The 19,712-nt window shown below is 63.2% G+C and carries 18 protein-coding genes; 15 read left to right on the top strand and 3 right to left on the bottom strand.

Going from position 1 to position 19,712, the window contains the following annotated elements; translation table 11 throughout:
- The first annotated feature begins 13 nt into the window (after positions 1-13).
- The 6 genes from AC1ECK_RS34200 (at position 14) to AC1ECK_RS34175 (ending at position 5,961) form a co-directional block, all read left to right on the top strand.
- Positions 14-1,234, top strand: coding sequence for an acyl-CoA dehydrogenase family protein (locus AC1ECK_RS34200; protein ID WP_480327323.1), 1,221 nt, complete (start codon positions 14-16; stop codon positions 1,232-1,234).
- 32 nt (positions 1,235-1,266) lie between these two features.
- Positions 1,267-1,803: a 4-hydroxyphenylacetate 3-monooxygenase, reductase component gene (gene hpaC / locus AC1ECK_RS34195; RefSeq protein WP_480327321.1), complete on the top strand. Its 537-nt coding sequence runs from the start codon at positions 1,267-1,269 to the stop codon at positions 1,801-1,803.
- 2 nt (positions 1,804-1,805) lie between these two features.
- Positions 1,806-2,567 carry an ethyl tert-butyl ether degradation protein EthD gene (locus tag AC1ECK_RS34190; protein ID WP_480327319.1) on the top strand — a complete coding sequence of 254 codons (762 nt, stop codon included), beginning with the start codon at positions 1,806-1,808 and terminating at the stop codon, positions 2,565-2,567.
- Positions 2,564-3,484, top strand: coding sequence for a LysR family transcriptional regulator (locus tag AC1ECK_RS34185; protein ID WP_480327317.1), 921 nt, complete (start codon positions 2,564-2,566; stop codon positions 3,482-3,484). The genes AC1ECK_RS34190 and AC1ECK_RS34185 overlap by 4 nt, the downstream gene beginning before the upstream one ends.
- 134 nt (positions 3,485-3,618) lie before the next feature.
- Positions 3,619-4,932, top strand: a complete 1,314-nt coding sequence (locus AC1ECK_RS34180; RefSeq protein WP_480327315.1) for an MFS transporter — start codon at positions 3,619-3,621, stop codon at positions 4,930-4,932.
- A gap of 48 nt (positions 4,933-4,980) precedes the next feature.
- On the top strand, positions 4,981-5,961 hold the full coding sequence (locus AC1ECK_RS34175) for a PDR/VanB family oxidoreductase (RefSeq protein ID WP_480327313.1): 981 nt from the start codon (positions 4,981-4,983) through the stop codon (positions 5,959-5,961).
- Between the two features lie 21 nt (positions 5,962-5,982).
- Here the strand turns inward: AC1ECK_RS34175 and AC1ECK_RS34170 are convergent, their stop codons facing one another.
- The gene (locus AC1ECK_RS34170) at positions 5,983-6,903 is read right to left on the bottom strand and encodes a LysR family transcriptional regulator (RefSeq protein WP_480327311.1); all 921 of its coding nucleotides are present in this window, start codon (positions 6,901-6,903) and stop codon (positions 5,983-5,985) included.
- A gap of 165 nt (positions 6,904-7,068) precedes the next feature.
- Here AC1ECK_RS34170 and AC1ECK_RS34165 point away from each other — a divergent pair, with 165 nt between their 5' ends.
- The 6 genes from AC1ECK_RS34165 (at position 7,069) to AC1ECK_RS34140 (ending at position 11,836) form a co-directional block, all read left to right on the top strand.
- Positions 7,069-8,352: an aromatic ring-hydroxylating oxygenase subunit alpha gene (locus AC1ECK_RS34165; RefSeq protein WP_480327309.1), complete on the top strand. Its 1,284-nt coding sequence runs from the start codon at positions 7,069-7,071 to the stop codon at positions 8,350-8,352.
- Positions 8,349-8,849 (top strand): aromatic-ring-hydroxylating dioxygenase subunit beta, encoded by a 501-nt coding sequence (locus AC1ECK_RS34160; protein ID WP_480327307.1) that lies wholly within the window; start codon positions 8,349-8,351, stop codon positions 8,847-8,849. Before AC1ECK_RS34165 ends, AC1ECK_RS34160 begins: the two co-directional genes overlap by 4 nt.
- A gap of 138 nt (positions 8,850-8,987) precedes the next feature.
- On the top strand, positions 8,988-9,365 hold the full coding sequence (locus AC1ECK_RS34155) for a hypothetical protein (RefSeq protein ID WP_480327305.1): 378 nt from the start codon (positions 8,988-8,990) through the stop codon (positions 9,363-9,365).
- 6 nt (positions 9,366-9,371) lie between these two features.
- Positions 9,372-9,905, top strand: coding sequence for a nuclear transport factor 2 family protein (locus AC1ECK_RS34150; protein ID WP_480327302.1), 534 nt, complete (start codon positions 9,372-9,374; stop codon positions 9,903-9,905).
- Positions 9,902-11,038, top strand: coding sequence for an amidase (locus AC1ECK_RS34145; protein WP_480327300.1), 1,137 nt, complete (start codon positions 9,902-9,904; stop codon positions 11,036-11,038). Before AC1ECK_RS34150 ends, AC1ECK_RS34145 begins: the two co-directional genes overlap by 4 nt.
- A gap of 54 nt (positions 11,039-11,092) precedes the next feature.
- Complete coding sequence (locus tag AC1ECK_RS34140; RefSeq protein ID WP_480327298.1) at positions 11,093-11,836, top strand: SDR family NAD(P)-dependent oxidoreductase; 744 nt, start codon at positions 11,093-11,095, stop codon at positions 11,834-11,836.
- A 51-nt stretch (positions 11,837-11,887) separates the two neighbouring features.
- Here the strand turns inward: AC1ECK_RS34140 and AC1ECK_RS34135 are convergent, their stop codons facing one another.
- The gene (locus AC1ECK_RS34135; RefSeq protein ID WP_480327296.1) at positions 11,888-13,213 is read right to left on the bottom strand and encodes an ATP-binding protein; all 1,326 of its coding nucleotides are present in this window, start codon (positions 13,211-13,213) and stop codon (positions 11,888-11,890) included.
- Positions 13,210-13,872 carry a response regulator gene (locus AC1ECK_RS34130; protein WP_480327294.1) on the bottom strand — a complete coding sequence of 221 codons (663 nt, stop codon included), beginning with the start codon at positions 13,870-13,872 and terminating at the stop codon, positions 13,210-13,212. Before AC1ECK_RS34130 ends, AC1ECK_RS34135 begins: the two co-directional genes overlap by 4 nt.
- A 160-nt stretch (positions 13,873-14,032) precedes the next feature.
- On the opposite strand from AC1ECK_RS34130, the gene AC1ECK_RS34125 reads away from it, so the two are divergent.
- From AC1ECK_RS34125 to AC1ECK_RS34115, 3 genes are read left to right on the top strand one after another with little or no spacing between them, the layout of a single operon-like run.
- Complete coding sequence (locus tag AC1ECK_RS34125; protein WP_480327292.1) at positions 14,033-15,493, top strand: TolC family protein; 1,461 nt, start codon at positions 14,033-14,035, stop codon at positions 15,491-15,493.
- On the top strand, positions 15,483-16,589 hold the full coding sequence (locus tag AC1ECK_RS34120; protein ID WP_480327290.1) for an efflux RND transporter periplasmic adaptor subunit: 1,107 nt from the start codon (positions 15,483-15,485) through the stop codon (positions 16,587-16,589). The genes AC1ECK_RS34125 and AC1ECK_RS34120 overlap by 11 nt, the downstream gene beginning before the upstream one ends.
- Positions 16,586-19,633, top strand: coding sequence for an efflux RND transporter permease subunit (locus tag AC1ECK_RS34115; protein WP_480327288.1), 3,048 nt, complete (start codon positions 16,586-16,588; stop codon positions 19,631-19,633). The genes AC1ECK_RS34120 and AC1ECK_RS34115 overlap by 4 nt, the downstream gene beginning before the upstream one ends.
- Positions 19,634-19,712: the final 79 nt, after the last annotated feature.

Below are 19,712 nucleotides of genomic sequence, written 5' to 3'. Positions count from 1 at the left end.
CAAGGTATCGAATATGCAAAGCCTTCAAAGCGCAAGCGCTTCAACCTACGCCTACAAAGTCCAGCCTGATGGTCCAGGCAGCGGATATCCGGAGTATTCAGGTCCAATCAGCCTGGAAGTCCTGATTGAGGAAATCGGGCGCCGCAGGGACGAATTCGATCAGTTGTCCCACATTCCGCGCGACATGGTCGCGAAGATGAAACGCGCGGGTATTTTCCGTGCCAGCACGCCGCGGCGGTTCGGCGGCGATGCGTTGCCGCCGCCGCGTTTTCTGGAGATGCTCGAACGCCTTGCGATCGCCGATGGATCGACCGCGTGGGTGGCGGCATTCGGATCGGCGAATACCTATCTTGCCTCGCTGCCGCTCGAAACGCAGGCAAAAATTTATGCGGATGGGCCGGATCAGGTCTTTGCCGGCGGTCTCTATCCGCTGCAGAAAGCCGCCAAGGTTCCGGACGGCTTCATGGTGAGCGGGCAATGGCGTTTCGCAAGCGGCTGCAAGGGCGCGGACTGGATCGGGGTGGGCATTGGCGGCATCCCGGCCGGTTCGGGCGAAGCGGGTGCCGGAAAACCGTTCACGGCCGTGTTCCCGGCAAGCGAGGTGGAGATCGTCGAAAACTGGAACGTCGTCGGCATGCAGGGCACCGGCAGCCACGACCTGCGCCTGCAGAACAAGTTCGTCGACGCCCAGTGGACCTTCGTGCGCGGCGGCGCGGCGCTTGTCGACGAGCCGCTGTATCGATACCCCGCCGTCGCGTATCAGGCTCAGGTCCACGCCGCCGTCAATGTCGGACTGGCGCGCGCCGCACTCGATCTGCTCGCGCAAATGTCCGGTGTCACCCAAACCACCACCGGCGCGCCGCGTCTCGCGGACCGGGCCTACTACCGCTCGGGCCTCGCCAAGGCAGAGGCCAACTGGCGCAGCGCAAGGGCGTTCTTCTTCGAATCCGCGGAAGCCGCATGGAACACGATCGTGGCCGGCGACCCCGTCACGCCGGCTCAGGCGAACATCCTGCGGCTCAGCGCGACACACGCGGCGCAGGTCGGCGCGGAGGTCGTCATGCAGGCCTATCAGATGGCCGGCGTAGCGGCGATCTACCGCGAGAACCGTCTGCAACGGCTGGTGCGCGATTCGATCGTGGTGACGCAGCACGCGTTCCTTGGCGAGGGTATCTACGATGCCGCGGGTGCCCTGTTCGTCGGCATCGCGCCGGTCATCACACCGTATCCATGATGCCAACCCCGCGTATGACAAAGGAAGACACCATGACAAGCGACGACACCCGGCGGCAGTTCCGCGACGCGATGGCGTATCTGCCGGCAGCGGTCAACATCATCACGACGGATGGGCCGCACGGACGCTACGGGATCACCGCCAGCGCGGTCTGTTCGGTCACCGATGCGCCGCCCACCATGCTGGTGTGCATCAATCAGACCAGCTACGTGCACGACATGCTGCGGCAAAACCGCAGCGTCTGCATCAACGTGCTGGCCGCGGAATGCCAGGAGCTTGCGCGAACGTTTGCCGGGATGACGGGCTGCTCGATGGACGAACGCTTCGAACATTGCGGCTGGGCAACCGGAAGCTCGTCCGTGCCGGTGCTGCCGGAGGCGATCGCGAGGCTGGAAGGAACCATCGTCGACAGCAAGACCGTGGGCTCGCACTCGGTGCTGTTCGTCAGCATCGGGCACATTTCGATGCGCGCGGACGGCGACGGTCTGATCTATTTCGGACGACAGTTTCACCGCCTCGCGCGCCCCGGCCCTGCGACGCTCTCGCCCGGCACCGGGACTGCGGGGTAAGCGTGGAAGTCTGCCTCTTTCTGATCGGCCAGCTTTGCGACGCGCCGGACACGGCAGCGGTATTCGACGCTGCGCGTCTGCATGCTGCGTCCCAGGCGGTGCAAGGTCTGCGGCGTCTCGTGATCCATCGTCCGGTGGAACGCGCAGATGGCGATCCTCTGCTGAATGCACCCGGGAAGCATCCGCACTGCGTGCTCCAATGGTATTTCGACGACCTGGGGCAGCTCGAAACGGCGCTCGAGCGCGACGGGCGCATTCAGGCCGCCCTCGAGATGTCGGGCACGGGAGGCTGGAACGAGCGTCTGTTTGCACAGCAGGTCATGGCCGTGCGGAAATTCGCCATCCCGGATGCCGGCGGATTAAGTGACCCAAGCAGCCTAAGCGGCTTAAGCGATCTGCCCGAGCGATGCACGTACCTCGTCAGCTACGAGGGCGAAGCCGACGACCTCAACGCCTGGCTCACCCATTACATCACTCACCATCCACCGTTGATGGCCGAGCTTCCGGGCATCCGCGAACTGGAGATCTACACCCGGGTCGACTACCGGACCGGCCTCGCCTTGCCGCGCGCCACCGCGATGCAGCGAAACAAGGTGGTGTTCGACGATCCGTCCGCGCTGGCGGCCGCGTTGGCCTCGCCGGTGCGCGCCCGGATGAAGCGCGACTTCGATAGCTTTCCGCCGTATGGCGGCAGTACCCCTCATTACCCGATGCGCAGCATTTACGGTAATCTGCGCGAGGAGCCAAGCGATCGAAGGTCATGACCAAGTCAAACCCGGGCGATACCGATCTGAACCTGCTGCGTGTGTTCATGGCCATATGGGATCTGCGCAGCCTGACCGCTGCGGGAGACCGTCTGGGCCTGACGCAATCGGCCGTCAGCCACGCGCTGCGCAGGCTGCGCACGCTGTTCGACGATCCGCTATTCGTGCGAACGCCCGCGGGCATGGTCCCGACCGATGCGGCCGTGCACCTCTATCCGCCACTCACCCAGGCCTTCGGGATCATCAACGTCGCGGTGCAACAACTCGCGAAATTCGACCCTGCAACGGCCGAGCGGGTGTTTCGCGTGTCGATGTCCGACATGTCGGAGTTCTATTTCCTGCCGCCCATCCTCGCCATGCTCGAGCGCACGGCGCGCGGCATACGGATCGAAGTCACCAATTTCCCGGTCGAATCGGTGACCGCCGCAATGCGCAGCGGCAAGGTCGATCTTGCGCTGGGCTATGTGCCTGGACTCGACCCCGGCTGCGTCAGCAAGACGCTATTCGTCGACGAGCACGTTTGCGTCGTGCGCGCCGGCCACCCTCTACGAACAGGCAAGCCCACCAAAGAAGACCTCGCGGGTCTGCGTTACGTCTACGCCAGCACCAACGCAACCGGTCACAGGATGGTCGAGCAATGGCTGGAGGAATTGAATCTGAAGCGCGAGATCGTGCTGCGTTTGCCGCATTTCGTGGTAGCGCCCGAAATCGTCCGGAACACCGATCTCGCCGTGATCTTCCCGCGGAGCATTGCGCAACGCTTCAACCAGCACAAGGCGTTCCGGATTCTGCCGTTGCCGTTCTCGCTGCCGCCCATCGAGATCCAGGTGCACTCGCATGTGCAGTTCTCGGCCGACCCGGGCATCGCGTGGCTGCGCGACGCGATCTACGAGATGTTTCACCAGCCCGGCTTCTAGAAATCATTTGCCGCACTGATATCCGACTCCATTTTCGGCGAATTTGACGCAGCGAAACGGCGCGCCGACACTGCTTGCCATGCGAAGCCCTCTCGTCGAGATCGCGACGCCCGACTATTTCCTCGCGAGAGAACATGGCATCCGTGCAACCGTCGACCACCGCAATCGAGACCCCCGCGTTCAACAACAGGACCCTCACCCGGATCGTCGTCGCCTCCGTGGCGGGCAACGCGATGGAGTGGTACGACTTCTTCGTCTACGGCACGGCGGCGGCGCTTGTATTCGGGCAACTGTTCTTTCCCGCCAATGCCGACCCGCTGATCGGCACGCTGGGCGCCTTTGCCGCATTCGCCATCGGCTTTGTTGCAAGACCGCTGGGCGGCATTGTGTTCGGCCACATTGGCGACCGCTACGGCCGCAAGGCGTCGCTGGTGTGGACGCTGCTGATCATGGGAGTTGCCACCTTCGGGATCGGCTTGTTGCCGACCTATGCACAGGTCGGACTATGGGCGCCGGCGGCGCTCGTCGCGCTGCGTCTGCTGCAAGGCGTGGCATCCGGTGGCGAATGGGGCGGCGGCGTGCTGATGATCAGCGAGAATGCTCCGCCGGAAAAGCGCGGCTATTACGCCGCATGGAGTCAACTGGGCGTGGGCGGCGGCTTCGTTCTATCTTCCGGTGCGTTCCTCGCCGCACAGATGCTGCCCCATGCGCAATTCCTCGCCTGGGGTTGGCGCCTGCCGTTCCTCGCGAGCCTCCTGATCTTCGCGCTCGGCGTCTACATCCGCTACAACCTGCCGGAAAGCCGCGACTTCGAAAACGCCGAGCATGCGGGCAAGACAGCGCATATGCCGGTGCTCGAAGCGATCAAACGGCATCCTAAAGAAATCCTGATGGCGATGGGCCTGCGCGTGGCTGAAAACGGCGGCGCGTATATCTTCCTTGCGTTTTCGCTGGTCTACGGCAAGTTCGCCGGCATCGCCAGTTCGACGATGCTCACCGCAGTGATGCTGGCCATGGTCGTCGAAATGGGCGCCATGCTCGCATGGGGCAAGCTCTCGGACAAGCTGGGACGCAGACCCGTCTATATGATCGGCGCCGTGTCGCTCATGGTGATGGCGTTTCCGTTCTTCTGGTTGCTCAACACGCACTCTGCACCACTGATCTATCTTGCCCTCGTACTAGGCACCGCGGTATGCCACGGCGCGATGATCGGCACCCTCCCCGCGCTCGTAGGCGAACTGTTCAGCACGGAGGTGCGCTACTCCGGCGTGGCGCTCGGGCACGAGGTGGCATCGATCTTTGCAGGCGGCATGTCTCCGCTGATCGCCATTGCGCTGCTGTCGCACTACCACGCCTATTGGCCTGTTTCGCTGTTCGTCATGCTGCTCGGCCTCGTTACCGTGATCACGCTGCAGTTCACGCACGAGACCCGCGCCCCGTCAACGTGACCGGTCGCGCCGCTGTTTGTTCTCTGTTACACCCGATAGATCGTCAACATGGAAATCAACCGATTCAAGGTTCGCGTCAATGCGCTGCGAGACGAAGCGCAAGACATCAGATCGTTCAGCATCTCGAGAATGGATGGCTTGCCCTTCGACCCCTACGAACCCGGCGCCCACATCGACGTCACGAGCCCCGCCGGTGTCACGCGTCAATACTCGCTGTGCGGAGACCCCGACCGTTGCGACGCGCTAAGCTTCGCCGTGAAAAAGGAACCGGCGTCGCGCGGCGGTTCGCGGTCATTGCATGACGACGTGGTGACCGGCATGGAGCTGTCGATCAGCGCGCCGCGCAATCTCTTTCAGCTCGCCGGCGAGGCCCGCGAACACATTCTGATCGCCGCGGGCATCGGCATTACGCCACTTCTTTCGATGGCGTATCGCCTCGTCAGGCAGCGCGTGCCGTTCAAGCTGCACTATTTTGCCCGCGCTCCACAACAGGCCGCCTTCCTGGCGCAATTGTCGGCGCCGCCCTTTGCGGAGCACGTCGAAGTTCATCTGCAAGTGCCCCGTGACGCGTTAGACCAGGCCTTGCACGCATGCATCGCGAAGGCCAGGAGCGGTGCGCATCTTTATACCTGTGGACCGGCGCCTTTCATGGAACGCGTGGTTCGCGCGGCGGCGGCCTACCTCCCCGAAGCGGCCATTCATCTCGAACGGTTCGGCGCGCAACCCGGCACACCAGACAGTGAACCCGTGCGCGGCAGGCACGATCAGTTCGAAGTCAGGCTTGCAAAAACAGGGGCGAGCGTCGAGGTCAAGAGTGGACAAACGATCGTCGACGCGCTGGCGCAGATCGGTGTCGAGGTGGATACCTCATGCGGCGAAGGCGTATGCGGGACGTGCATGGTGCCTGTCGTGGGCGGTGAACCCGAGCATCGCGACCACTGCCTGAGCAAGGCCGAGCGCGCGAGCAATTCTGTCATCTGCTGCTGTGTTTCGCGTTCCCGCTCGCCCGTGCTCATTCTTGATCTCTAGGCCGCGCGCAGCCCTCATCGCTTACAACTGATCGAATTTTCGCACCGAGTCGAGCAACAGGTTTCTCATCCACACGATGCCATCCTCATCGTGAAAGTGCTCGTGCCAATGCATCGTCACCGAGGCTGCAGGCAAACGAACCGGCAAATCGTAGATCTGAAACGCCTTGGCCTTGTTCAGGATCTGCGCAAGACGCTTGGGCAGCGTCGCGTAAAGGTCCGTCACCATCAGGATGTTCGGCAACGCGACGAAGTGCGGCAATTCGAGCGCTATATTGCGGCCGACACCCTGGGCCCGCAGCGCGTCGTCCAAAGCGTGGTGGCTGTGCTCGAGAGAGCGCACCTGGATGTGCGAGGCGCCGAGGAAATGCTCGAGACTGAGCTTCTTGCCCGCCGGCAAGCCACGTCTGCGCCGCGTCATGCAGACGTAGTCCTCTTCGAATAGCAACTGGTGACGTGTGTGCGCCATCAACTCGGGAAGATTGCCGATGGCGAAGTCCAGCTTGCTCGAACGCAGCGCGTCTTCGATCTCCTCCACGGGCATCGGCTGCACGATGAGCCGGGTACGCGGCGCCTGCTCGTGCAGTGCCTTGCAGATAACGGGCAGGTAGGCCATTTCACCCGCATCGGACAGCGACAGCCGGAACGTACGCGTGCTCACCGCCGGGTCGAACGACTCCGCATAGCGCAGCGCCTCGCGCACCGTGTCGAGCGCGCGGCCCACAATGCTCGCGAGTTCCAGCGCAATCGGCGTGGGCTGCATACCCGAGCGGGTGCGGATAAAAAGCTGATCGTCGAACAGCGTGCGCAGCCGGCCCAGCGCATAGCTCACGGCCGGCTGCGAAAGCGCGAGGCGCTCACCCGCTTTCGTCAGACTACGCTCTTCCACGATGGCCTGGAAAACCCGCAGGAGGTTGAGATCGATATGGTCAAGCGAAGTCATGGGGCGACCTATTATTTGCGTCATTTATTCGACAACTTATTTTAGATCGATTTGACCGATATTGGCTACCGCCCGAAACTATCAAAACGGTAGCGCCAGTCACACTGCGCCCCTTGCCTGAATGCGACTTCAAAGCGACTCGACCGTGACAACCCAGAGACATCGATGAGCGACACCCTCTATCAGACCATCAACACCGACGCACTGCATCGGCGCGCCCAGGCCGACCGCATTGCCCCTTCCATGTACTACGACCCCGAGATCTTCGAAGCGGAACTCGAGCGCATTTTCTACAAGACGTGGATCTGGGTCGCGCACGAAAGCGAACTGCCGGGCGCGGGCGATTTCCGCACCACGACGATCGGACGTCAACCCGTCATCGTCGTACGCGACAAGAGCGGCACGGTACACGTTCTGCAAAACCGTTGCCGTCATCGCGGCGCGACCGTCTGCGAGGAACACAAGGGCAACGCGAAAGGCTTTACGTGCCCGTATCACAGTTGGTCGTACGCGCTCGACGGCACGCTGCGTGCGCTGCCCTATGGCGACGGCTACGAAGGCGTCTGCGAGAAAAGCGATCTACCGCTTAAAGCATTGCGTGTGGGGATTTATCAAGGGTTGATCTTCGCCAGCTTCAACGAGGAGATCGAGCCGTTGGAGGATTTTCTTGGCAACGCCAGGCCGTGGATCGACCTGTTCATGAAGCAGGGCGCCGGCTATCCGGTCAAGGCGAACGGCGAGCATAAGTTCAGGTTCAAGGGCAACTGGAAAATCCAGCTCGAAAACACCACGGACCTGTATCACTTCCCGGTCGTGCACAAGTCGTGGATGAAGTCGATCGACGACGAAACGGCCGCTGCGATCACCAGTTTCATGACGAGCGACGCAGCATTCTGCCGCTCGCTCGGCAACGGCCATAGTCTCGCGGTGCTCGTGCCGGAGCTGGTCGATCTCGATCTTGACGACGGTGCGCCGCTACCCGAGCGTTTCAACGAGCTCGCCACGCAACTGGCTGAGCGTCATCCTGCCGACGAAGTCCGGCGCATCGTACGCTCGCTGATGGGCGTCGGCTTCAACCTGAATCTGTTTCCGAATCTGGCGTTGTCGATGGCGTTCTTCCGTGTGCTGCGCCCCCTGTCTGCCGAGGAAACGGAAATCCGTCACGTTGCGCTCGCCATGGACGGCGGACCCGATGAAGCGAACCGCGTGCGTCTGCGCATTCACGAGCACTTCCAGGGCCCCTTCGGCTTCGGCAGCCCCGACGATGCGGAAGCATGGGAGCGCGTGCAGCGCGGTTCGCATGCTGGCGCTGAGGTGCCGATCCTCGTCAACCGCGGGCTGAACCGCGAGACCACCGCCGCGAACGGCGAAAAGACCGCACACGCGACCGACGAGACGGGCATGCGCGAAGCGTACAGGCAATGGCGCGCAATGATGGAGCAGGCATGATGGACGATCGCAACGCACTCTTCTCGCAGCAAACTTTCGCGCGAGCCGTCGGGTTCATCTGGCGCGAAGCCGAGATGCTCGACCGCCGCGACTACCGCGCCTGGCTCGATCTGTGGGATACCTCAGGATGCTATGTGGTGCCGATCGATCCTGACACCACCGACTACGCAGCGTCGTTGAACTATGCCTACGACGATCAGGACATGCGCGAAAAGCGCGTGCAACGGATGACCTCAGGATATTCCGCATCCGCAGCCGATGCGGCCCGAACCGTGCGCACCGTGTCGCGCTTCACGCTTGAAAACGTTGCATCGGACGTGGTTCGGGTGAAATCGGCGCAAGTGATCGTCGCCTGCAAGCGTGGCGCCACGACGCTCTTTGCCGCGGATCTTTCGCACACCATCAGCTTTGCGAGCGGCGAGCCGCGCCTCATCGAAAAGGTCATTCGCCTGATCGATTCGACTGAAGCGCTCAGTGCAATCGGTTTTCTGCTTTGATTCCCTGATGAAAGCGCAGCGGCCGCTTGCGGGCAGCCGATGCGCGCGCCTGGACGTTGAAGCCTTTGACGTTGCAACCGTGTCCACGATATGCCCTTGCCCGCCGCTAATAGCCTGCTCTAAAGGACGCTACATTCAATGACCGACAATCGCTCTTTGCCCCTGCGCGTGCTGTTTTGCTGCGGCGTTACGCAGAACTTCTTCGATCTGCCACGCGACGGAATCGGCGAGGTCTGGCAGGCCTATAGCCAGATGCTCGCGGCAGTCGAAGCAATGGAGAGCGTCCGCATCCTCGGCATCATGGACGACGATCGACTCTGCGTCGGCCAATCCGCAGCCGCTCCGTGGACCTTCTACATCATGGCCGACGTGGCGGCCCTGGACGCGACGGTTGCCGTGTGCAACCTGTTTCGCACCACGCCCGTCGGCGACTACAACCTGTGGCGCTACGGCAAGATCGAAGCACGCGTCGGCCGGGCGTTAGTCGTGCCGCCCGTGGCGAACATGAAGGAGTGAGCCCGCATGACGCAAGCCGATAACCTTCGACAAGAGGCCATGCTGGAAGCACTCCAGGCCCGTATCGCCACGCTCGAAGCCGAACGCGCGGTGCGCAGGACAATCGCCCGCTATATGGCGCTGTGCGATGTGCCTTCGGCCGCATGTAACGGCGAGTCACTGGAGACGCTATTCACAGACGACGCGATCTGGGAAGGAATCGGCCCGCAATACGCACAGAAGTTTGGCCGCTTGCACGGGCGAACCGAAATAGTCGCGATGCTAGAACGCTATCTTCCACCCACCCCGCACTTCACGACCAACGTGCACTTTCTGACGGCGGAAACCATCGAGGTCGCAGGCCCGTTGGCCAAAGGACGCTGGGTAATGCTGCAGGCCTCGGGTTACGTGGACGGCAAAGCGGAGCTGATCTCCGCGCGCCTGGAAGTGGACTTCTCGCCCGCACGCGGCGGCGACCAGTGGCTCATCCAGCACTTTCGCACCGAGCGCTTGTTCGATGCACCGTGGCAGGTCAACCCTCGAAACAAGATGACATCATGACAGCGTTTATCAGCCAGTTCTCCTTACGTTCCAACGCAGCAACGAACGCTGCGACGATAGCCATCAAGGACACGATCGATATTGCCGGCCACCCGACCACGGCAGCCAGCCGCGCGCTCGCCGGCTCCCCACTCGCGCCGCGCCACGCCGATGTCGTGCAGCACCTGCTCGATGCGGGCTGGCATATCACCGGCAAAGCGAACATGCATGAACTGGCATTCGGCATGACGGGCATCAACGACTTCACCGGCACACCGCGCAATCCGCAAGACGCGGCGCTGATACCGGGTGGTTCGTCGAGCGGTTCGGCGTCGGCGGTAGGTCTCAAGCTCGTGGACGCCGCACTCGGTACCGACACCGGCGGCTCGATCCGCGGGCCGGCAGCGTGTTGCGGGGTGATCGGGCTTAAGCCGACGTTCGGGCGTGTGTCGCGTGCCGGCGTCGCGCCTCGCGAATCGTCGCTCGATTGCGTGGGCCCGTTTGCACGCGACATGCGAACGCTCGTCGCCGCCATGGCGGGGATCGAGCCAGCCTTCGATACGGATAGCGCAGCGTTCCGGCGCTCGCCCATCAATGTTGCATGCGTCTCGGTCGATGCCGAGGCCGGGATACTCGCGGCCGTGCACGACATGATCCATCGGGCTGAAGGCAACGCGCGCACCATCGAACTTGACCATCTGCGCGAAGCATTCGAAGCAGGACTCGCGGTGATCAACGCGGAAACCTCACGGGCGTTCGGACACCTGGTCGGAACCGGCAAGCTCGGCGCCGATCTCGAAGCGCGCTTGCGCGCCGCCGCCACGACAACGTCCTCGCAGCTCGATGCGGCAGAGCGGGTGCGGCGCGATTTCACCACGGCAGTCGACCGTATGCTCGCCGACGTCGACGTACTCGTTTTGCCCACCTTGCCTGCCCTGCCCATCACGCTTGCAGCCGCGCGCAACGGCACGTCGGTCATCGCAATGTCGTCGCTGATTCGCCCGTTCAATCTGAGTGGCCATCCGGCGCTCAGTTTGCCGATACCGCTCGCGGCTTCACCGCTGAAAGCCGGTTTGCAGATCGTCGGGCGCAAAGGCGCTGACGAACTGGTGTGCGCCATCGCGGCGCGCTTCGAAGCCGCGCTTGCCACGTGATCCATCGAATCCCATGCGTCTTGCACGTGCGCGTGCTTTAGCGGAGCGTTATTCATGTCCAACAGGGTCGTACTTGTCACCGGGGCCGCGCGCGGACTCGGCGCCGCCATCGCGACGCGTTTTCATGACGCAGGCTACCGCGTCGCGCTTGCCGATCTCGCGATCGATGCGGCTGAAACGCTGTCGGCACAACTGAGCGCCGATAGCAGCAGCGCGTGCGCACTGAAGCTGGACGTCACATCGAAAGCCGATTTCGAAGCGGCACGTGACGCGCTGGTGGCGCGCTGGGGCCATGTCGATGTCCTGGTGAACAATGCGGGAGCGTCTGAGGTGGTGCCCGTGATGGAGATCAGCGCCGCGCAGTTCGATCGGGCCATCGACATCAACCTGCGCAGCGTGTTGTTCGGTTGCCAGGTATTTGGCGAGTACTTCGCCGGACGTGGCGCGGGACGTATCGTCAATGTGGCATCGCTGGCGGGACAGAACGGCGGCTCGGCCACGGGTGCTCACTATGCAGCGGCAAAGGGCGGAGCTATCACGTTGACCAAGGTCTTTGCTCGCGATCTGGCCGCGCGCGGCGTGACAGTGAACGCAATCGCACCCGGTCCGCTTGATCTGCCTGTGGTGCACGAGAGCGTGTCTGCGCAGAAGCTGAACCAAATTATCTCGAGCATTCCTGTCGGCCGTCTCGGTTCGGCGGCGTATGTAGCGGAGGTTGCGCTGCTGCTCGGCGCGCCTGATGCCTACTTTGCCAATGGCGCGTGTTGGGATTTGAATGGCGGGCTGTACATGCGCTGAACGATGAGAGCGAGCCATCGTCCAGTGCCGGCTTTGATGCCGGCGGCAACGCTAAAGTCCCGTCACCGATGCCGACAGCCCGTTGCCGTCCTCGCAATTGCGCAGCGTCAACGTGGCATGGTGGCGCTGTGCGATGCGCGATGCGATGGCGAGCCCCAGGCCGCTGCCCTGTCCCTGCGCATCTTCGCCGCGATAGAAGCGGTCGAGTACCCGCTCGAGTTCATGTTCGGGAATGCCTGGACCGCTGTCCACGACGTCGACGTCGACGCCGCTGGACGTACGCCGCAAGATCACGTCGACCTTGCCGCCCGCGGGCGTATGGCGGATCGCGTTGTCGATCAGGTTGTTGAGCAACACGCTTAGACTGTGTTGCTCAGCGAGGATCACATAAGGATCATCGGGCGCATCGGATGGCGCACATTCCAGACCGAGGTCGATGTTTTTCGCCTCGGCGAGCAGCGAAAAATCGCCCACAGCCTGCTCGCCGAGCCGGCGCAGACTCACGGGTTTCATTAACGTGGCCGGCGACGCATCCTCGCGCGCCAGCGTGAGCAACTGCTGCACCAGATGGATGATCCGGTTCAGGCGTCCTTCGACGCGCTCCAACGTCTTGCCTTCCGCCTTTAACGTGCCGTCGCGCGCGGCCGACTGCAATTGCAGCTTCAACGCGGCGAGCGGCGAGCGCAATTCGTGCGCAGCGTCGGCCACGAAGGTGCGCTGGGCCTGCGATGCGATGTTTAACCGTAGCAACAGGTCGTTGAGGGCTTCGACGAGCGGGCGGAGTTCGACCGGCACGCCGCTGTCCAGACGCAGTGGTTCGAGCGAATCGATCGAGCGGGTCGACAACGCGCGCGACAGGCCGAGAATCGGCGCGAGCCCACGCGCCACCACCAGCAAAACCAGCACGATCGTGGCCGGCACCATCAGCCAGAGCGGCCATATCGTATGCAGCGCGAGGCGAATCGCCAGATCCTCGCGCACCGAGAACGGCTGCGCCACCTGGATGAAGCGGTCCGGCTGCTGCAGGCCGAAGACGCGCCAATGATATTCGCCGCGCTCTATCGTGCGGATCCCCTCGGGATAGCGCGGCAAGGCAGGTTCCTTGAGCGAGTGGTAGACGAGCGTGCCCGCGCGATCCCAGATCTCGATCACGAGGCGGTCATCGGCAATGCCAGGGAAACCGGGATCCGGCTGCGCGGCGCTGATCGCGCTCTCGAGCTTCGAGGGCAAGGACAACGCCACCGTGCGCAGTTCATAGTCGAACAGCTCGCTCGCTTCTTCGCGTGCGGTGTGGAAGATGCCGTAACCCGCGACGGCGGATACCGCCGCGAGGCCAAAGATTAGCCAGCCCAGCAGCCAGCGCCGGATCGACGTCACCCGCACCTCTTCAGGCGGTAGCCGACACCGCGAATGGTGACGATCTGGTCGGCGCCGATCTTGCGCCGCAAGCTATGCACATGGACTTCGATGGTGTTGCTGCCCACTTCTTCGCCCCAGCCGTAGAGTTTCTCTTCAAGCTCGGCCTTCGTGTAGACGCGGGTCGGCTCGTCGATCAACGCCTGCAGCAGCGCGAATTCACGCGGCACCAGCGGCAACAGTTCGCCGTTCTTGGTGGCTTCATGCGCGGCCGGGTCAAGCGTGAGTTCGCCGTGCGTGTAAACCGGCTGTTTCTGACCGGTGCGCCGGCGCAGCAAGGCCCGCACGCGCGCGGCCAGTTCGTCGAGATCGAACGGCTTGATCAGGTAGTCGTCGGCGCCGGCATCCAGTCCGCGGATGCGGTCATCCACCGCATCGCGCGCCGTCAGGATGATCACGGGGGCAACGCCCCCTGTCTTGCGGTACGAGTTCAGCACTTCGATGCCATCCTTTTTGGGCAGCGCAAGGTCCAGCAGCACGAGATCGTAGACGCCGTTGCCAATCGACAATTCCGCCGCGCGGCCATCCTGCGCCCAGTCAATCGCATAGCCCGCACGGCGCATCGAATCGAGCACGCTCTCGGCAATCATCTCGTCGTCTTCCACCAAAAGCAATCGCATCGCAGATATCTCCGCATTTTATCTGGCGCCATTATCGGTTGGACCAGCTTAACGGTTCCTTAAGTGTTACTTAAGCTCCTGCTTACGAAAATGCTACACGCCTGCTGCCTGTCTGTGACGGGACGCACCCGTTGACGCCATTCCGATGCAGGAGCCCGTATTGCCCGCTTTTGACGCCACTCCACAGTCGCGCGACGATGCCCGTTTGCGTGCCCGCCCGCTCGCCACGGGCCTTCGTCTGCCGCGTGCGCTTGCAGCGGGCTGCGTGATGCTGCTCGCGGGCTGCACGTGGTACCACCGTGCGCCGCTCGCTTCACAGGATACGTCCACTTCCGCGCGGACCCTCGAACGCATCACGATCGACCCGTCGAGCATGCCGCTGCCAGAACTCGCGGCTCATCGGTTCGACCCGTCCGACGGACTCGATATCGAGGAAGTCGCGATGCTGGCCGTGGTGAACAACCCGGATCTGAAGCTTAGCCGCGACGACCTCGGCATTGCCCGCGCACAGGCGTTTTCCGCCGGCCTGCTGCCCGATCCGCAACTGTCCGTGTCGAGCGACTATCCAGGACAAGCGGGCTTCTCGCGCGCGTTCAGTTACGGCTTGAGCATGGATGTGATGGCAATCGTCACGCGCGGCGCCAACCGGAAGTCGGCGGATGCGACGGTCGAAAAAACCGATCTTGGCCTGCTGTGGCAGGAATGGCAGGTCGTCGCGCAGGCCCGGCAACTGTTTCTGAAGGCACGCCTGCAGGACGAAACGCTGCCTCTGTTAGCGCAGCAACGCGATCTGTCACGCATACGCTATGAGCGCATGGCACAGGCGCAGCGCGACGGCAATCTGACCGTCGACGCGACGACCGCCGCGCTGACCGCCTACAGCGACGCGCGCAAGCAATACACCGACGCCCAACGGGCTGCCGAGCAGGTCCATCACGATCTGAACGCGTTGCTGGGCCTCGCGCCCGATGTCCAACTGCAACTCACCGGCGACGGCGACGGCAAGCCCGTCGACAGCACGACGATCGACCTCGCGGTTGCCGCGTTGCCGCAGCGCCGCCCCGATCTGCTCGCGCTAAAAGCCGGTTATGAGGCGCAGGAACAGAAGTACCGCGCGGCCATTCTGAACCAGTTCCCGAGCCTGTCGGTCGGCTTCGTGCGCGCGCGTGACACTTCGGAAATTTACACCAGCGGCTTTCAGATCAACCTTAGTTTGCCGATCTTCAACCGCAACCGGGGCAACGTCGCGATCGAACAGGCGACCCGTCAGCGGCTGCGCGACGAATACCAGACGCGCCTGAACCAGGCGTATGCGGATGTCGCCCATTTGCGTGCGGACAGCGCGATTCTCGAGCGCCAATTGCAGCAGAGCGAGACTGCCCTGCCAGGCGTGGACAACGCGGCACGCGATGCCGCTGCGGCCTTCGCCGCGCATAACCTGACGCTTGGCGCATACACCGATGCGCAGAGCGCGGCGCTCGTCAAACGCATCGATATCGCCAGCTCGCGCGAGGCGCTGGCCGAACAGCGCGTCGCCTTGCAGGCGCTGCTGGGCAGCGCCATTCCCGACACCCCTTCCGTTACCCCCGAGCAAAGTTTGACCCAATCCCATGCGAAATAGTCGTCTCTTGCTACCGGCGAGCCGCGTCGCCGCGAGCCTTGCCTGCGCGGTCGCCGCGACCGCGTGCTGGAGTCCGTCCACGTACGCCGAAGACGCTGCCGATAGCGGCGCCGTCGCTGTGCAGACGATACAGGTGCAGCGCGCAACCCTCTCACAGCCGGTGCGCGGCTACGGCATCGTCGCGGCAGCGGCGGCGAATCTCACCACCGTGAACCTGCCGTACCTCGCGCGCATTACCCAGTTGCGCGTGCAACCGGGGCAGACCGTTGCGCGCGGCACACCGCTCGTCGTCGTGCAGGCCGACCCGGCCGCGGTACTGGCGGCCAGTCAGGCGAAAAGCGCAGTAACCCTTGCCCAGGGCGAACTCGCCCGCACGCAATCGCTGTACGACAATGGGCTTGCCACCCAGTCGCAACTCGCTGCCGCGAAGAAAGGGCTACAGGACGCGCAGCAGGCGCTTGCGGCACAGGATCAAATGGGCGTCGGCACGGGCAGCAGAACGATCGTCGCACCGTTCGACGGGATCGTGATGCAAATCTCGGCCGCGCAGGGTGACCAGGTACAGGCCGGCGCGGCGATCCTGCAACTGGTCGCCACGAGTAGCGGCAAGGATGCGCGCGCCAATGTGATGGTGGGTGTCGAGCCGGCCGATGCCGCGGCGATTCGCCCGGGCGACGTCGTGACCTTGCACGGCCTGTCGAGCGCGTTGTCGAAAGCGGCGCCGACGGGGCAGGTCGTCGTGGTCGGCGGCTCAGTCGATCCGCAAAGCCAGTTGGTCAATGTTGGCGCGAACGTACCGCTCGGTCAGACGGCGTTTATTCCCGGCACACGCGTGAGCGCCGATATCGCCACGCGGACCGGTTCGTATTGGGTCGTGCCGCGCTCGTCCGTGCTGAGCGATGCAGACGGCCAATTCGTGTTCCAGATATCCACGGACCACAAGGCGCATCGGCTTGCCGTGGTCACCAGGGTCGAAGACGGCGAACGCTATGGCGTCGACGGTGCGCTCAATGCGTTGCGACCGCTCGTCGTCAGCGGCAACTATGAACTGAAGGACGGCATGGCCGTGCAGGCCGCCGGAGGCACTGCCCCATGAATTTCGGCCAATGGATGCAGATGCACCGGCGCTCGCTGTTGTTCGTGATCGCGATGCTCGCGATTGCCGGCGCATTGACGGCGTTCCGTCTGCCAATCTCGCTGTTTCCGAACGTCGCGTTTCCGCGCGCCGTGGTCTCGCTCGACGCGGGCGACCGGCCCGCCGAGCAGATGGCGACGCTGGTCACGCTGCCCGTCGAAGAGGCGCTGCGCCGGGTGCCGAACGTGCGCGATGTCGAATCGCAGACAAGCCGCGGCTCCGCGCAGATCTCGCTGAACTTCGACTGGGGCACCGACATGTCGCAGGCAACGTTGCAGGCGCAATCGGCGATCACCGAAATTCTCGGCAGCTTGCCGCCGGGCACCACGATGCAAGTGCGGCGCATGGACCCAACGGTGTTTCCGGTGCTGGCCTATAGCCTCACGTCGAAGCAGCAGTCGCTCTCTGCGCTGCACGATCTGGCGCAATTTCAGATGCGGCCGCTGTTGTCGTCGATCGAGGGTGTGGCGCGGGTCGACGTCGCCGGTGGTGCACAAGACGAATTCGAAGTCGCCATCGATCCCGCCCGTCTCGCCGCGTACAAGCTGTCGCTCGCGGATGTGTCGAAAGCCATCGGTGCTAGCAACGTGCTGATGGCGACCGGTCGGATCGAAGACCACTACAAGCTTTATCTAGTCGTGGCCGACACGACGATCACGCGCCTCGACGAACTGCGCAACGTGGTCGTCTCGACGAGCGGCGCGAACCAGATTCGCCTCGGCGATATCGCCGATGTCCGGCCGGGCGTCGTGCCGCAATGGATACGCGTCACCGCCGACGGTGAAGATGCCGTGCTGATCAACATCTATCAGCAACCGGGCGCCAACAGTGTGGCGATGGCCAAGGCGATTCGCGCGAGGCTGGCCGGCTTTCAGCAGCAGATGCCAGCCGGTGTGCATCTGGCCAACTGGTACGATCAGAGCGAACTGGTGATTGCGTCGGCCACCAGCGTGCGCGATGCGATCATGATCGGGGTCGTACTGGCCGCTCTCACATTATTCGTATTCCTTCGCAACTGGAAAATCACCACAATCGCCGTCGCGCTCGTGCCGGTCGTGATGGCGTCGACCGTCCTGCTGCTCGACGTGTTCGGCATGGGCTTCAACATCATGACGCTGGGCGGCATGGCCGCTGCGGTGGGACTCGTGATCGACGACGCGATCGTGATGATCGAGCATATCGTGCGGCGCATGCGCGAGGCCGGCGCCCAGGCATTCCATGGACGTGTCATGTCGGCGGCGCTTGAATTCACCCGGCCGCTCGCGGGGTCGTCGGCGGCGACGCTGATCATCTTCTTTCCGCTCGCTTTTCTGTCCGGCGTAACGGGGGCGTTTTTCAAGGCGCTCTCCGTCACGATGGCGAGCGCGCTGTTTATTTCGTTCCTCGTCACGTGGCTGGCGGTGCCGATCCTGTGCGACCGCTGGCTCAAGGCAAGCGATGCGGAGGAACACAGCGAGACACGCTTTGCGACGTGGATGAACCATCGCTATACGTGGCTGATCGAACGCGTCAGCGCGCGTCCGGTTCTCGTGCTGATCGGTGTGATTCCGTTGATCGTGATAGCTGCGCTGGCGTTTACGCGCGTGGGCAGCGGCTTCATGCCGACCATGGATGAAGGAGGCTTCGTCCTCGATTACCACACCGAGCCCGGCACCTCGATCACAGAAACCGACCGGCTGATGCGCCAGGTCGAGACGATCATCCAGGCTAACCCGAACGTCGCGACGTATTCACGGCGCACGGGCGCGGGACTCGGCGGCGACCTGAACGAACCAAACCGGGGCGACTTCTTCGTGCGCCTCAAGTCGGGTAACCGCGAGCCGATCGAAACGGTGATGGAAGAGATCCGTGCAAAGATCGAAACCCAGGTGCCCGGCGTCAGCATCGAACTGGCGCAATTGATGGAGGACCTGATCGGCGACCTGACCGCGGTGCCGCAGCCCGTGCAGATCAAGATCTACTCCGACGACCAGAACACGCTGGACGACACTGCGCAGAAAGTTGCGCTGCGCATCGGCAAGATTGCCGGCATCGTCGACGTCGACAACGGGATCAACCCGGCCGGCGATGCGCTCGAACTGCACATCCGGCCCGACGCAGCCGCAGCGGAAGGCATGGACCCGCAAGCGATCGCGCAGTCCGTGTCGGACATGCTGCAAGGCACCGTCGCCACTAATTTCCAGAGCGGGCCGAAGACCATCGGCGTGCGCGTGAGTGTGGCGGGTGCGCTGAAACTGACCGACACGCAACTCGGCCAATTGCAGATTCGCGCCCCGGACGGCCATCTGTTCGCGCTGAAGCGCGTTGCCGATCTTGTGGCGGTTACCGGCCAGCCGGAGATCAGCCGCGACAACCTGAAGCGTATGGTCGCGGTAACCGCGCGTATCGACGGCCGCGATCTCGGCTCGACGATCGCCGACGTACAGCAGGCGCTGGGCGAAAAGAACCTGTTGCCGGCCGGTGTCTACTACGAACTGGGCGGCCTCTATCAGCAACAGCAGATTGCGTTCAAGGGCCTCTTGACCGTATTCGGCGCCGCGATAGCGCTCGTATTCGGTTTGCTGCTGTTTCTTTATGAGCGCTTTCGCGTCGCGGTCGCAGTGATGGTCATGCCGCTGCTCGCGGCGGGGGCGGTGTTTGTCGGTCTGTGGATCACCGGGGTCGAACTCAACATTTCGGCGATGATGGGCATGACGATGATCGTCGGCATCGTAACCGAGGTGGCGATCTTCTATGTATCGGAACTCCACGGGCTCGCGCGCGATGAAGGCATGCCATTCGAGCAGGCGTTGATAGAAGCGGGGCGCAACCGTCTGCGGCCTATTGCGATGACGACGATCGCGGCCATCCTGGCGCTGCTGCCGCTGGCCTTCGCACTCGGTCAAGGCTCAGCGATGCAGCAGCCGTTGGCGATCGCGATCATTTCCGGCTTGATCGTGCAACTGCCGTTGACGTTGCTGCTGCTTCCGGTGCTGCTGAAGTTGATGATGAAGAAGGTACACTGAGTTTCAAAGGCCGAAAAAAAGGGGCGCCCGAAAACCGGCGCCCCTTGATTGCTTCAACTGAATATCGAAGTTGTTTTCA

The organism is Paraburkholderia sp. SSBN10T, from assembly GCF_056619545.1.
The sequence above is the reverse complement of the archived record's forward strand: the minus strand, read 5'-3'. Positions and strand labels throughout refer to the sequence as shown.